Raw genomic sequence first — 14,745 nt, forward strand, 5'->3', positions numbered from 1 at the left:
TTAATCCTCCTTTACGTATTTTTTAAGGTGGCCTAAAGCAACTTTTTCTAATCTGGAAACCTGCGCTTGTGATATGCCGATTTCATCAGCAACTTCCATCTGAGTTTTACCTTCAAAAAACCTTAAAGTTAAAATTGTCTTTTCTCGTTCATTTAGGCGAGTCAATGCCTCGCTAACAGCAATCCCTTGTAACCAAGTACTATCTAGCTCCCCATCATCCTTGATTTGATCCATAACAAAAATCGGCTCCCCACCATCATGATATATAGGTTCGAAAAGTGAGACTGGCTCCTGAATAGCATCTAAAGCAAAAACCACTTCTTCTCTTTTAATATCCAATTCAGAAGCTATTTCGCTAACTGTAGGTTCTCTATCATGTGCATTAGTCAGCTTATCCCTTACTTGCAAAGCTTTATAAGCTATATCTCTAAGAGATCTACTAACTCTTATAGGGTTATTATCTCTAAGATACCTTCTAATCTCACCAATAATCATAGGTACTGCATAGGTAGAAAATTTAACATTTTGACCTAAGTCAAAGTTATCAATTGCTTTCATTAAGCCTATACACCCAACCTGAAAAAGGTCGTCTACACTTTCCCCCCTATTATTAAAGCGCTGTATTACGCTGAGCACTAACCGTAAATTACAGTTTACTAGCTGCTCCCGCGCTTCTTCCTCCCCTCCTTTTAACCGGATAAATAACTCTTTCATCTCTGCACTTTTTAGCACTGGTAGTTTAGCTGTATTAACTCCGCATATTTCTACTTTATTTATCACGGTCATGTCCTCCTAAGTTAGTTGATATATTTATTTATTGCCATTGATGGTTCAAATATGCTTTACATTTTTGGCAAATTTTTAATGTGTTTTTATGTTTCCTCTTTTCGCTAATAATAATCCAGCATAACGCTACCTTTTTTTGTTAAAAAAAGTGAGGTGAATTTAGTTATTCACCTCACTCCATTTTTTTAATTTCCTTTTGAAGTCTAGAAATTATTTTTTTCTCTAATCTTGAAATATACGATTGCGAGATCCCCAAAATTTGTGCCACATCTTTTTGGGTGCGAATAACGCCGTCTGTTAGACCAAATCTTAGAATCATAATTTTTTGTTCTCGCTTACTTAACTTAATGAGAGCTTTTGACAGTAGTTCTCGATTCACTTCCTGCTCTAAATCTTGGTGGACTAGATCAGCATCCGTTCCTAAAACATCGGAAAGTAAAAGCTCATTCCCATCCCAGTCTATATTTAAAGGTTCATCAAATGAAACTTCTGATTTAATCTTATTATTTCTCCTTAAGTACATTAGTATCTCATTCTCTATACATTTAGAGGCATAGGTCGCTAGTTTGATTTTCTTTTCTGGATCAAAAGTGTTAACAGCTTTTATTAATCCTATCGTCCCAATAGAAACCAAATCTTCGATGTTAATACCAGTGTTTTCAAATTTCCGCCCTATGTAAACCACTAAGCGTAAATTATGCTCAATTAGCAGTTGTTTTACCGCCTCATCCCCTTTTTTCAGTTTTTCCATTAAGAATTTTTCTTCGTCTTTAGTAAGAGGTGGTGGCAAGGCTTCTGTGCTTCCTACAAAGTGGACGTAACTTTTTGATATCCCAAGTCTAATACACAGCCCGCCTAATAGCAATCTCCATCTAAGTTTAATTAGTCTAAAAAAATTTAACATTAAACCCCTCCTCATAATTATCAAGCTAATGAGTATGTCCCAAACTATAAATTATCAACGTTAGCTAATACATTAGGATGTATTAGTGCATCAAAGCCTGGTAATACATCCTTTTTGTGCGGATTGACACCTACAAGAGCTAGAACTTCCTCTTTGCTGTCTTTAGTTATTAAGTACACTTTCTGTGGCTTTAAAATCACCATTAGGGATGTTCCTCCAATAGTATTTATTGGAGCATACCTAATATTAAATCCATCATTAGGTACATTCCAACTGTCTCCCACCTCTAGCCACCTATCCCACTTATCTGATAAGACACCCTTTAAAGCTTTTCTATCAAGGATTATAATCGGTAATTTAGAGACAGGGTCAACCAAAGTGTTACCTGTATCTACAAACCCTTTTAAATTCACCGCCTTACCTCTAAGCCATACCTGTACCTTATAAGACATTTTTTCTGCATTGGACAGTTTTTTTACACTTACTATAAATACTCTAAAAAATGGTGGGATTATTACAAAAAGCGCTAAAAAAATAAAAACATACCAAAAATTTTTTATATCAATAAATGGATTAGGTCCAGTCTCCCCCTGGCCGACTAGACTGTTAAGACCCATATACAAAAAACCTGAAAAAGTAGCAGTGAATAGTATTACACAAGAAGTTTGGGCCAATAATCTCTTGAAGTTGGTATATCCAAAGCAGACTAGTACTGTCATTATAACTATAGTAATTTTCATAAAAATATTGTTTGCAAAGTTATACCAAAATAAAAAAGCTACTAAATAACAACTACCTATAACTGAAGCTAAAAGTTTCCTAATTTTTCTAGCAGAAGTGTTCAAGACAAACTCTGTAATGCTAAAAGCTATCCAACAAACTATACCATTTAAAATTAAAGTCAGATCTAAATAAAGGGTCATTTTATCCCCCCTCGTTAACTAATGGTATCATAAGCTAGATAAAAAAAATGTCATACCCTGAAGGATACGACTTAAAAATAAGATAACTATTTGTCTTTTTATAACTAAAGTTCGACATAAAAACTGACCCCATTATAAGAGGTCAGTCTCTTTTGTACTATTTAGTAGTTTTCTTTCTTAGATAAGCTGGTATGTCAAAATCATCCTCTTGGAAAGTTTTCACATCCCAATCTTTTGGTTTTTCTTCGTCTTGTTGTATTTGTTTTTTCTCATCATCAAAACCTGTTGCAATAACCGTTACCTTTATCTCATCTTTTAAAGATTCATCTATAACAGCACCGAAGATAATGTTTGCATCTTCATCAACATATTTTTCTACTGCGCTGGCAGCCTCCTGAACTTCATGCAATCCTAAGTTTCCACCACCTGTTATATTAAGCAATACTCCTTTAGCGCCATCTATAGATGTTTCTAATAGTGGTGAAGAAACAGCTTGATTTGCAGCATCCTCTGCTCGTTTTTCTCCGCTAGCCAATCCAATACCCATTAATGCAGAACCAGTGTCTTGCATTATAGTCTTAACATCAGCAAAATCGAGGTTTATTAAGCCTGGTACCGCGATTAAGTCAGATATACCCTTAACACCTTGTAGCAAAACATCGTCAGCTATTGTAAAGGCTTCTGTTATTGGGGTATTCTTCTCAATTACCTGAAGTAACCTATCATTTGGTATTACTATTAAAGTATCAACTTTTTCTTTTAAGTTTTCAATACCTTTTTCCGCAAACTTTTGACGCTTTCGACCTTCAAATAAAAAAGGCTTGGTTGCCACACCTACTGTTAAGGCACCCATTTCTTTAGCTACCTCGGCAACTATAGGTGCAGCTCCTGTTCCTGTGCCGCCACCCATACCTGCTGTAACGAACACCATATCAGCACCCTTTAGTGCATTGGCAATTTCCTCTTTGTTTTCTTCAGCTGACTGTCTTCCCACTTCAGGGTTTGCACCTGCTCCAAGGCCTTTTGTTACTTTTTCTCCAATTTGCAATTTTTCATCTGCCTGGGAGTTATGTAGGGCTTGAGCGTCAGTATTAACAACAATAAAGTCAACGCCTTTTAAGCCAGAACTAATCATCCTGTTAACGGCATTGCTACCTCCACCGCCAACTCCTATAACTTTTATTTGAGCAAATTGTTCCATATCCATATCAAACTCTAACATCGAAAGTCCCCCTCCCTATTAGCCGAAAAAATCATTAAATAGGTCTTTTATTTTGTCTTTTATACTAGTTACTGCGCCATTTCCTTTAGAAACTGGAACGGAATCATCTACATTTTCCATGGATTGCTGGATAATCCCTACACCAGTTGTATACGTCGGATCAGCAACACCAATAAACTCAGGCTGATAAATTCGCACTGAGTTACCTAACTGGACTTGAGCTATACTATCTATTCCTTCTAAGGATGCGACTCCTCCAGTTAATACCACTCCTCCAGGAAGTTCATCCTCCAAACCCATTTCTAAAAGCTCCTTATTAACCATATAAAAAATTTCTTGCACCCTTGGCTCGATTATTCCTATCAAAGAGTCTGCACTGATTTCCTCGGTTTTTTTGCCAACAGTAGTAACTTCAAACTTATTAGAAGTTCCCTCTGGATATATTGTTGTACCGTACTTCAGCTTTATTTTTTCTCCTTCAGCAAGAGATACCTTAAGGCCTTGAGATATATCGCTAGATATATGTCCACCACCAATAGGGATAACACTTTTTTTAGCTAAAGCTCCATGTTGGAAAACAGAAATCTCTGTTGTGCCGCCGCCGATATCTATCAGTACAGCTCCTAACTCTTTTTCATCCTCGTTAAGAGCTACATTTGCAGAGGCTAGATTGTTAACAACTAAACCTCTTATATCTAGGCCGGCTCTTTCTACACATTTTGTTAAATTTTTCAGTATTGTTGATTTACACATCATTATTAGAGCATCAACTTCAAGACGCACCCCTATCATGCCTATGGGGTCTTTTATACCGTCATATCCATCCACTATAAAGTTTGTGGGCACAATTTCAATTATTTCTAGTTCAGGAGGCATAGCCACCACTCCTGCACCATCTAAAACCCTATCATAGTCCTGCCTAGTAATTTCTTTATCCTCGCTAGAAACAGCTACCACACCACGGTTTTTCATGACTTGGACATGTGCACTAGAAACGCCTACATAAACGGAATCTATGTTCATCCCTACCATTCTTTCAGCTTGCTCAATAGCTTCTCTTATAGATCGAACAGTGTTATCTAAATCAACTATAGTTCCTTTACGCAAACCTAGGGACTCACTACGTCCAATACCAATGATGTTAACATTTCTATCTTCACTTATTTCCCCTACAATAACTCTTGTATTTGAAGTGCCAATATCTAAACTGGCAACTATCGATTTCCTAGACAACTGCTTCACCTCCCCAGGTTATTTCTCTCATAATAAATTCAACATGGACTGTCCTTTTCCCTTTTAATTTATTAGTTTTTTTTCAAACTCATAAGGTTTTTTAGTCCCATACGCCTAATTATGGCTAAATTTTTAAATAATCTAAACACAAATACAAATACAACCGCTAGGTATAAATCCACTCCAAGCCTTTCGCCCATCAATAATATAACGGCTGCTAATAAAATATTTCCAAAAAAACCTGTAAAGAAAACATCTTTATCAAACTCTTTAGTTAAATAAGAGCGTGCTCCACCAAAAACAGAGTCAAGCCCAGCAAGCAAGGCTATAGAAAGGTAATGAGCATATTCCACGGGGACGGTTATGCTAGAAATCCACCCAAATACAAACCCCGCTAACAAACCTAAAACTGGCAACATTATTTTGCCTCCTTGCTTGAAAGCTCTATATAGTCAAATTCTAGGCTTCCTTTATACGAGGGTATTAAAACACTTTCTTTAGCCTCAACCTCAATTTGAATTCCCCACAAACTAAGGCTGTCAGCAATTCCCCCACGCATTAACAGCGCTGCTTTTAAGGTATCAGCATCACCAATAGTAGTGATTATATAAGGTGGAGCTAACCTAGTTTGATTAACTAAAATAACTGGACCGGCACAGCTAAACTCTGTTAGTCCGGTAACCCTTTGTCCGTTAACAGCTACAGCTTCAGCACCAGCTGCTTGTAAAGTGTTTACTAGTTTCATTAGATCTTCATCATGCACAATGCTTAAGTTTGCATCCTCAGCATAGGAATAAGGACTTTCATTATCTCTTACCTCCACTACCAAACCGGGACCTTCTACTTCAGTTAAGCCAGCCAAAACTCTAACCCTATTTAGCTCATTTAATAAAATGTCAACATCATCTTCACCTTGGGCCGCTTTTTTTTCATACTCCCTAATTTGATTTGCTAAAGAGATATTATCTTGTTTGATTAACTCCTTATTATCCAACAACTCAAAAAACTTTCCTCGCATCTCCATTTCTCGCATGCCGTAGGTGTAATCTACGTCTTTTTGAGTTCTAACATTTACAGCAGTCATAAATCCTAATACAGTACAGATAATTGTGAACATAATGGTGCTTGTGTTTTGAAATTTCAATTTATTCTCCTCCAAACGGGGAGAAAGTTACAGTTCTTCCCCTTATATCAATAATCCCCCTTTGATCTTGACTTTTTTGAAATTCTACAAGCTGCATAATCTCAATAACTCGATTAGAAGTTAATCTTTGGATATCCCCTACAATTATAGTAAAATTGTCAACTGTGTATAGCTCTACTTTATTAGAGTTCTCGATATTAACCTCAGCAACGGATTCTACAAAACTATTATCTAAATCTGACAAAACATCTACAAGATGTGGGATCTGCTCACTATTTTCAAGCCCCGTAATATATGGTACGGAATATTCTTTTATATTTGGCAGTTTTACGCCATCAATAGAAACTAAATAAACTTCATCATTGTCTATAGTTTTGAACAAAGGGGTTCTTTCAGTAATATCTATTATAACCCTTCGATGAAAAATATTTCTTTCTATAGAAAAATCTTTTATTAAAGGTTCTTCAGCTAGTGCTTCTTTATAGTAACTAGTCCTTTTGGCGTAAAAATTAGCTTGTCCAACTTTAGGCAAAATCTCGAGAATTTCCTGCTTTTCTAACAAGAAATTCCCGTGAATTTCAATTTCGGAAATTAAAGCAACTGGAGAGTTTAGAAAGGCAAAAATACTTATAGAAATTAAAAGTATAAGGGCCGCTATTGAAAATGTCCCTTTTAATATTTTTAAGCGCTTAGCTTTTTTCCTTTTTAATTCATTCTTTCTGAAGTTATGCCTATGAGACATCTCAATTACATTTCTTCGATTATAGCTACTCTTTTTCAAAGTTTCCAACTCTCCCCTCTAAATTCAACAAAGGACCCGTTTAATATCTCCACCTAAACTAGTAAATAAAGCTTCTATCTGTTCATATCCTCTGTCGATATGGTGTATGTTGGTGATAATTGTTATATTTTCTGCAGCTAGACCGGCAAGTACTAATGCAGCACCAGCTCGTAAGTCAGAGCTTTCCACCAAGGCGCCTCTTAATGTATCCACGCCTCTTACAACAGCAGTCCTATTATCAGTACTTATCTGCGCTCCCATACGTCTAAACTCCCCAACGTGTTTAAACCTTCCATCAAATACATTTTCACTAACTAGGCTAGATCCCTTTGCCATAGTCAACGCTATCATCATTTGTGGCTGCATATCAGTGGGAAACCCAGGATAAGGAGCAGTTCGGATTAAATCCACAGCCTTTAAAGGCAGATTCCCTTTAACACGTATGCTGTTAACATCTTTACTGATTGTAGCACCCATCTCCTTAAGTTTAATCATAACCGATTCAAGGTGAGGCGGAATTACGTCATTGAGTTTTACATCTCCTCCAGTCATAGCAGCTCCGACCATTACAGTCCCAGCTACAATCCTGTCAGGTATTATGTCATGTTGACAATGCTTAGTAAAAGCCTTTTGTGTCCCATATATTTTAATTTCTGCTGTACCTGCTCCTTTGACTTTTGCTCCTATATTGTTTAAGAAATTGGCAAGGTCAATTATTTCAGGTTCTCTAGCGGCATTTTTTATTATAGTAGTACCTTCTGCCTTTACAGCAGCCAGCATTACATTTTCTGTAGCTCCCACAGAAGGATAATCCAGGTAAATCTCGCTGCCTTTTAGTTTATCTGCTGATACTTCTATATACCCAAACTTTTCATCAATTTTTGCACCTAGGCTAGCTAAGCCTTTTATGTGTAAGTCAATAGCCCTAGTCCCTATGGCGCAACCTCCAGGGTAAACAATTTTAACCTTTTTAAATCTAGCCAACAGTGGGCCCATTAAAAAGATTGAAGAACGCATAGTCCTTACCAAATCATCAGGTACATTCCAACTATTTATGTCAGAGCAATCTAGGTGTACATTGTCAGCTTCTCTTTTAAAATTTGCACCTAAGCTTTCCAGTATTTTTATCATCATAGATACATCTTTAAGGTAAGGAACATTTGAGATAGTGCATTTACCTTCAACTAATAAAGAAGCAGCTAAAATAGGCAGCGCTGAATTTTTAGCTCCTGGAATTGAAACTTCACCTTTTAACGGTTTTTTTCCCCTTATAACCAGTTTTTCCATTTGGAGAGGCCTCCTTCAAAGTCATGTTTATACAACTGCTTTACATTTTTATTCTATGTAAGAGGCCTAATAAGGTGAATGTTTTTTTCAGCATATATCTTACTTAGTAGCCAAAAAGGCAGGCAAGTAGCCTACCGTTTTTTAATTTAATACGAATATCTAGAAATATTAAGCAATATCCCGATGCTAGCTAAGGTGACCATAAGAGATGTTCCCCCAAAACTAATTAACGGCAGAGTTATCCCTGTAGTTGGCATACTAGAAGTAACAACTCCTATGTTAATAATCACCTGTAAACCTATCATAGCAGTAGTGCCCATAGCTAAGTAGCAACCAAAGTTGTCAGGAGCTTTTATGGCAATTCGTAAGCCTCTCCAAACCAATATAGCAAAAAGTATTATTATTAACGCCCCACCGATAAATCCTAGCTCTTCAACTATAATGGTATATATAAAATCAGTCTGAGCCTCAGGTAGATAACCACTTTTTTGCCGGCTAGCTCCTAACCCTACCCCCATTAATCCGCCTCCGGCTATCCCATACAAGGACTGGATAATCTGCCATCCCGCCCCACTGACATCTGCCCATGGATCTCTAAACGTAACAAGCCGTCGCATTCTATATTCTTTGGAGGTTGCAAACCAGGTCATAAGAGCTGCAGCAGGTATGGCTAGACCTATCAAATGTTTATATTTTGCTCCCGCCGCAAACAACATAATGCCTATAGTTCCTGCCAATGAGATAGCAGTTCCTAAGTCAGGCTGTAACATGATCAGTCCAAAAGACAGTCCTAAAACCACCAAAAGTGGTGTTAACCCAAAGAAAAAATCTAAAATCCTCTCTTTTTTTAAAGCTAAGTAATTTGCTGTAAATAAAATCAAGGCAAACTTAGTAAAGTCAGACGGCTGAAATCTCATAAACCCTAGGTTGATCCATCTAGTAGCATCATTAATTGTAACTCCAACCCCTGGGATTATGACCGCAATTAAAAAGACAAAGTTAAGTATAAAAAAAAGTTTGATAAATTTTTTCCATTGCCAGTAATTTAAGTTAATACAAAAATACATAGCGCCTAAACCTAAAAGTGCATAAACCGTTTGACGTTTTAAAAAATAAAAGCTATCTCCGTATCTTGCCGCTGCCATTATAGCACTAGCGCTATACACCATAACAAGGCCAAAGCCAAGGAGAACCATTGTAACTATCAATAATAAAGTATCAGGAGACTGTTTTCTTTTCATTTACCACACCCCTACTGAGCTGATAAAACTAATTCTTTAAACTTTTTACCCCTTTGCTCAAAATTTTTGAAAGTGTCCCAACTAGCACATGCTGGAGAAAATAACACAACATCTCCCTCTTGTGCCTTTATTATTGCTATTTTAATTGCCTCTTCTATATTACTAATTGAAGTAATATTTTTATTTTTTTTAGAAAGAGTCTCCTTTAATTTATCTTTACATTGCCCAAAAGTAATAATCTCCCTTACCCCACCATGCAAAGCAGTTGCTAATTCATCAAATTTCTCACCCTTATCGTATCCACCTAGCAGCAAAATTAGCGGCCTATCAAATGCGTTTATAGCCTGTATAGTGCTATTTGAGTTAGTAGCTTTAGAGTCATTATAAAATTGCACCCCATCAATTTCGGTTACATACTCTAACCTATGTTCAACTCCTTTAAAGCTAGCTATTGTTTTGGAGATTTGCTGAAGGCTCATCCCTGCTAACCTTGTTGCAACAATCGATGCTAATACATTATCAATGTTATGTTCACCTTTTAGCTGCACGCTATCTAGATCCATAACAACTTTACTTTTGCCACCTTCTGCAAAATATATTTTACCATCTTGTAGATAAGCACCATCTCTAACTTCATCAAAGCGACTAAACCAGTAAACATCCCCTCTAGTAGCATCAGCAAACCTTTTTGCATATAAGTCTCGCTTGTTTAAAACCACATAATCACTTTCATTTTGATTAATGCATACGTTCAACTTTGATTCTACATAATTGTTCATATTTAAATGTCTATCTAGATGGTCAGGCGAAATATTTGTAACAACTGCAATTTTAGGTGCAAACCTTTGAGTTGATTCTAATTGAAATGAACTAACTTCACAAACTACAAACTCAGAATCGCTTTCATAAACGGCATCCGCAATAGAATACCCAATGTTTCCACCTATAGAAACCTGTCTTTGTGCTCCCGTTAATATATGACCTATCAAAGAAGTTACTGTTGTTTTACCATTAGTACCGGTTACAGCTATAATTGGAGCGTCAGTAAAGCTTGAGATTAACTCAACGTCCGAAACTACCTGAATATTTTTAGATCTTGCACTTTCCAAAAAGGGAATATCCATTGGAATTCCAGGATTTTTTACTATAAAATCCGGCTTGGGATCCAAAAGACTTTTAGGATGACCACCAACCACAGCCTCAATATCCAACTGACTTAGTTTCTCTAAATCATTTTTTAGTGATTCGGAACTTGCGCCATCATTTACGACAACATCAGCACCTTCGAGCTTTAAAACTTTTGCTATACCGACACCGGTTCTTCCCGCACCCAACACTAAAATTCGTTTATTCTTAAATTCCAATTAATTCACCTCTTTAGTAATACAGGTTCCATAACACTACAGCGAGCAAAGTAAATAGTAGTTGTACAAACCAAAAGACAAGCACAATTTTCCATTCAGACCAACCTTTTAGTTCAAAGTGATGATGTATAGGGCTCATCAAAAATACTCTTTTACCAGTTAATTTAAACGAAGTTACTTGAATAATTATCGATAAAGTCTCTATCACAAAAATGGCTCCTAATGGGATTAAAAGCAGCTCAGTCTTGGTTAAAATGGCCAATGTGGCTAAGCCACCTCCTAAAGCTAGAGAGCCTGTGTCACCCATAAAAACTTTAGCAGGATGTGCATTGTAAACCAAAAAGGCTAATGTGCCACCTAAAAGACTTAGAGAAAATATGCCTAGGCCGATCTCGTTTTGACTAAAAGCTATGTATATCATTCCTAAAATACTAAAGCTGAATGTCCCAGCTAAAAGTCCATCTAACCCATCTGTCATGTTGGTAGCATTTGACGCGCCTAGTAAAACCACTAGTATAAATGGAAAGTAAAAATGTCCAAATTCTATAGCGCCAACATATGGAAGTAATACTTCTGTACTCAGGTCAAAATAATAAACGGCACCATAAATTATCAAAGCAACCAGAGTTTGAAAAATCAATTTCTCTCTGGCCTTTAACCCTAAAGACCGCCTCAAAACCACCTTTATATAATCATCGGCAAACCCTATCAAGCCATAGCTAAATGTGGAGAAAATAACTATTAATACCATAGGTTCTTTAGGACCAAATATAAGGGTTGTAAGTATAGCTGCAAAAATAAATATTAGTCCCCCCATCGTTGGCGTGCCTGATTTTTTCATATGACTTTCAGGGCCATCCTCTCTAATGCTTTGTCCAACCTTTAAACGCCTTAAAAGGGGTAGCAAAATAGGAGCAAAAATGACACCTACTATAAAGCTTGTCATAGCAACATAAATTAAAACATTATCACCCATTATTTAAAACTCCTCCCGTATTAATTTTACTACCTTCTCTAGCTTCAACCCTCTAGACCCCTTAACTAGCACCAAGTCACCCTTTGTTAAATGGCTGCCTATATTTTTTAACAACTGGTCTGTGTTTTCAAAAGCCAAAGCCTTACTTTTGTTACTATGAGCATTCCATCCTGATGCTAGAAACTCAGCATACTGCCCTACTGCAATGAAGAAGTCTACATTATTCTCTGCAGCTTTTTGTCCGGCCTCTTTATGGGCTGCTTCCGTATATTGACCTAATTCTAGCATGTCGCCTACAATAGCCACCTTGCGACCTTCATTCCTATAGTCCGATAGTACTTTTAAGGCAGCATTAGTAGAAGTAAGTGAGGCATTATAGCAATCACTTATTACCTTTAACTCTTCACTTTTACTTGTTAAAACTTCTGTACGCATTCCTGTCATATTCGGCCCTTTAAGTCCTTCAATTATGTCTTGTTCTGAAACGCCATAAAGCAGGGCGCATAAAATTGCAGCTAGGGCGTTTAAAACATTGTGTTCCCCCAGTATTGGCATCGAAACAGAAAAATCCTTGCCTAGCCCTTTGACTGAAAAGCTTACTTTGGTATTATTCTGTTCTATGTTATAAGCAACTAAGTGATTGTGGTCTTCAAACCCATAAAGAAAAGTTTCTGAATAAACATCCTTCATGTTCTTTAGATATGGATCATCTCCATTTAATATGGCTTTTCCACCACTTTTTATTCGATGCAGTAATTCTCCCTTAGCTTTTGCTATGCCCTCTTTTGATTTTAAATATTCAATATGAGATTCACCTATATTTGTAATAACACCAAAGGTTGGTTTGCATAATCTAGCTAAAAAATCGATTTCTCCAAAGTCACTCATACCAAGCTCTAAGACAGCTACATCATTCGATCTTTCAAGCCTAGTAAGCATAAGTGGAAGTCCAATTTCATTGTTATAGTTTCCTTGTGTTTTTACTGTATCAACTGTTTGCGAAAATATGGAAAATATTAAGTCCTTGGTAGTAGTTTTCCCATTACTCCCTGTGATTGCAATTACATCAATATCAAGAATTTGCCTATAATTCTCTGCTAGCTCTTGTAATGCTGCTAAATTATCTGAATTTAAGATAAACTCACAATCTAAGCTAGAATCTACATAAGTCTCATCTTCGATAAATATGCAGTTGCATCCATTGTTTACAGCGTCTTTAATAAACTTATGTCCATCATGGTTTTCCCCTTTTAACGGTACAAACAGCCCATTTTTTGCTGAGACTCTACTATCTATGGTTACAGTATATACCTCTTTGTTTAAACCATTAGTTAGCAATTTACCTTTGCAAAGTTTAGATAATTCCTTCACTGTTATCTTCATGTTTTTTCATACTCCTTAAAATTTCTTCTACTATTAACTTATCATCAAAATCTATTGTCTTATCAGCTAAGATTTGATAATTTTCATGCCCCTTACCAGCCACGATAACGGTGTCTTTTGCACTAGCTATGTTTAAGGCTTGTTCAATTGCCTCTTTTCTAGATAAAATAACTTTGTAATTAGCTGAAGTGCTCAACCCTTTGACTATTTCTTCTGCGATTTTACCTGTGTCTTCACTCCGTGGGTTATCATTTGTAATCACGATAAAATCACTATATCTTTCGGCGACCTCAGCCATTATCGGTCTTTTCTCTGCATCACGTTCTCCGCCACACCCAAAAACAGTTATAAGTTTTCCGGCAGTTATTTCTTTGGCAGTTTTTAAAACGTTGCTCAAGCCATCTGGAGTGTGTGCATAATCTACAACAACAGAAAAACCTTGATCGCTTTTCACTAACTCAAATCTTCCTGGAACGCCAACTAATTTTGCCATGGCATTTTTAATTTCAGACAAAGTAAAGCCTTCAACCAGCGCAACTGTTATTGCTGCTAGACAATTATATACATTAAACTCCCCTGTTAACGAAGTCTTTATATCTATACTACCCATCCAAGTCTCTAAAATAAATGAACTTCCTTGAGAAGACATAGTTATCTCTTTAGCAATAATATCACTATTTTGATTATAAATACCATATGTAACGACATCAGTTAAAGTTACGCTTTGAAAATACTCAGCATGTTTGTCATCATTGTTAATTATTGCAACCTTTGTTTTACCACCTTTACTAGCACCTGTCCCTAAAGACGTGAAAAATCTTCCTTTTGCGTGTTTATATTCATCCATCGTTTTATGAAAGTCTAAATGGTCTTGAGTTAGATTAGTAAAAACACCAATGTCATAATCTGTACCGTAAATTCTTTTAGTAACTACCGCGTGGGAAGACACCTCCATTGTAGCGTATTCTCCCCCACCATCTAATATCTCAGAACACATTTTTTGTATTTGAAAGGACTCTGGTGTTGTAGTAGGTGCATCTATTATTTTATCTATAACTTTATAATTATTTGTCCCAAAAAGACCGGTTTTATGCCCTCGCGATTCTAGCATTTCATTGATTAAATTCGTCACTGTAGTTTTCCCATTAGTGCCTGTAACACCTATAACTCTAAGTTTTTCCGTTGGATGACCGTAAAACTCCATAGAAAGTTTAGCTAAAGCTTTTCTACTATCCTTTACAGTAACGGTCGTTACAGGTAGTTCTCCTTTAAAATCGCGATCTACTATAACTACAGATGCTCCATTTTCTAGCGCTTGAGGAATAAACTTATGGCCATCGGTACTATATCCTTTTATTGCTACAAAAGCCCACCCAGCTTGGACTTTTCTGGTATCATTTGTTATGCCTAACACCTCAACATCTTTATCGCCTGTTATAGCGCAACGAAGATTTGATGTTATTTTAGAAAGTTTCATAATTGTATGTCCCCCTTAGTAGTT

Annotated in this window: 14 protein-coding genes; all 14 read right to left on the minus strand. The window is 36.5% G+C overall.

Annotated features, from left to right (window positions below):
• The 14 genes from sigG to PRVXH_RS07700 all read right to left on the minus strand — a co-directional run bounded on the left by sigG (position 1) and on the right by PRVXH_RS07700 (position 14,721).
• A complete protein-coding gene (gene sigG / locus PRVXH_RS07635) occupies positions 1-780 on the minus strand; it encodes an RNA polymerase sporulation sigma factor SigG (protein ID WP_353892196.1) in 780 nt (259 codons plus the stop codon).
• Positions 781-958: 178 nt separating this feature from the next.
• The gene (sigE, locus tag PRVXH_RS07640; protein WP_353892197.1) at positions 959-1,690 is read right to left on the minus strand and encodes an RNA polymerase sporulation sigma factor SigE; all 732 of its coding nucleotides are present in this window, start codon (positions 1,688-1,690) and stop codon (positions 959-961) included.
• A 44-nt stretch (positions 1,691-1,734) separates the two neighbouring features.
• Positions 1,735-2,613: a sigma-E processing peptidase SpoIIGA gene (locus tag PRVXH_RS07645; RefSeq protein WP_353892198.1), complete on the minus strand. Its 879-nt coding sequence runs from the start codon at positions 2,611-2,613 to the stop codon at positions 1,735-1,737.
• 157 nt (positions 2,614-2,770) lie between these two features.
• Positions 2,771-3,835 carry a cell division protein FtsZ gene (gene ftsZ, locus PRVXH_RS07650; RefSeq protein WP_353892199.1) on the minus strand — a complete coding sequence of 355 codons (1,065 nt, stop codon included), beginning with the start codon at positions 3,833-3,835 and terminating at the stop codon, positions 2,771-2,773.
• 18 nt (positions 3,836-3,853) lie between these two features.
• Entirely contained in the window at positions 3,854-5,068 is a 1,215-nt protein-coding gene (ftsA, locus tag PRVXH_RS07655) for a cell division protein FtsA (RefSeq protein ID WP_353892200.1), read from the minus strand.
• Positions 5,069-5,139: 71 nt separating this feature from the next.
• A complete protein-coding gene (locus PRVXH_RS07660; protein WP_353894561.1) occupies positions 5,140-5,490 on the minus strand; it encodes a DUF1290 domain-containing protein in 351 nt (116 codons plus the stop codon).
• Positions 5,487-6,212, minus strand: a complete 726-nt coding sequence (locus PRVXH_RS07665) for a DUF881 domain-containing protein (protein ID WP_353892201.1) — start codon at positions 6,210-6,212, stop codon at positions 5,487-5,489. Before PRVXH_RS07665 ends, PRVXH_RS07660 begins: the two co-directional genes overlap by 4 nt.
• A gap of 1 nt (position 6,213) precedes the next feature.
• A complete protein-coding gene (locus tag PRVXH_RS07670) occupies positions 6,214-6,993 on the minus strand; it encodes an FtsQ-type POTRA domain-containing protein (RefSeq protein ID WP_353892202.1) in 780 nt (259 codons plus the stop codon).
• A gap of 24 nt (positions 6,994-7,017) precedes the next feature.
• Entirely contained in the window at positions 7,018-8,280 is a 1,263-nt protein-coding gene (murA, locus tag PRVXH_RS07675) for a UDP-N-acetylglucosamine 1-carboxyvinyltransferase (RefSeq protein WP_353892203.1), read from the minus strand.
• A gap of 146 nt (positions 8,281-8,426) precedes the next feature.
• On the minus strand, positions 8,427-9,521 hold the full coding sequence (ftsW, locus tag PRVXH_RS07680; RefSeq protein WP_353892204.1) for a putative lipid II flippase FtsW: 1,095 nt from the start codon (positions 9,519-9,521) through the stop codon (positions 8,427-8,429).
• Positions 9,522-9,532: 11 nt separating this feature from the next.
• The gene (murD, locus tag PRVXH_RS07685; RefSeq protein WP_353892205.1) at positions 9,533-10,885 is read right to left on the minus strand and encodes a UDP-N-acetylmuramoyl-L-alanine--D-glutamate ligase; all 1,353 of its coding nucleotides are present in this window, start codon (positions 10,883-10,885) and stop codon (positions 9,533-9,535) included.
• 13 nt (positions 10,886-10,898) lie between these two features.
• Positions 10,899-11,861: a phospho-N-acetylmuramoyl-pentapeptide-transferase gene (mraY, locus tag PRVXH_RS07690; RefSeq protein ID WP_353892206.1), complete on the minus strand. Its 963-nt coding sequence runs from the start codon at positions 11,859-11,861 to the stop codon at positions 10,899-10,901.
• A gap of 3 nt (positions 11,862-11,864) precedes the next feature.
• Positions 11,865-13,244, minus strand: a complete 1,380-nt coding sequence (gene murF, locus PRVXH_RS07695) for a UDP-N-acetylmuramoyl-tripeptide--D-alanyl-D-alanine ligase (RefSeq protein ID WP_353892207.1) — start codon at positions 13,242-13,244, stop codon at positions 11,865-11,867.
• A complete protein-coding gene (locus tag PRVXH_RS07700; RefSeq protein WP_353892208.1) occupies positions 13,216-14,721 on the minus strand; it encodes a UDP-N-acetylmuramoyl-L-alanyl-D-glutamate--2,6-diaminopimelate ligase in 1,506 nt (501 codons plus the stop codon). Before PRVXH_RS07700 ends, murF begins: the two co-directional genes overlap by 29 nt.
• Between the last annotated feature and the right edge of the window lie 24 nt (positions 14,722-14,745).

This window comes from Proteinivorax hydrogeniformans, assembly GCF_040515995.1.
Lineage (GTDB): Bacteria > Bacillota > Proteinivoracia > Proteinivoracales > Proteinivoracaceae > Proteinivorax > Proteinivorax hydrogeniformans.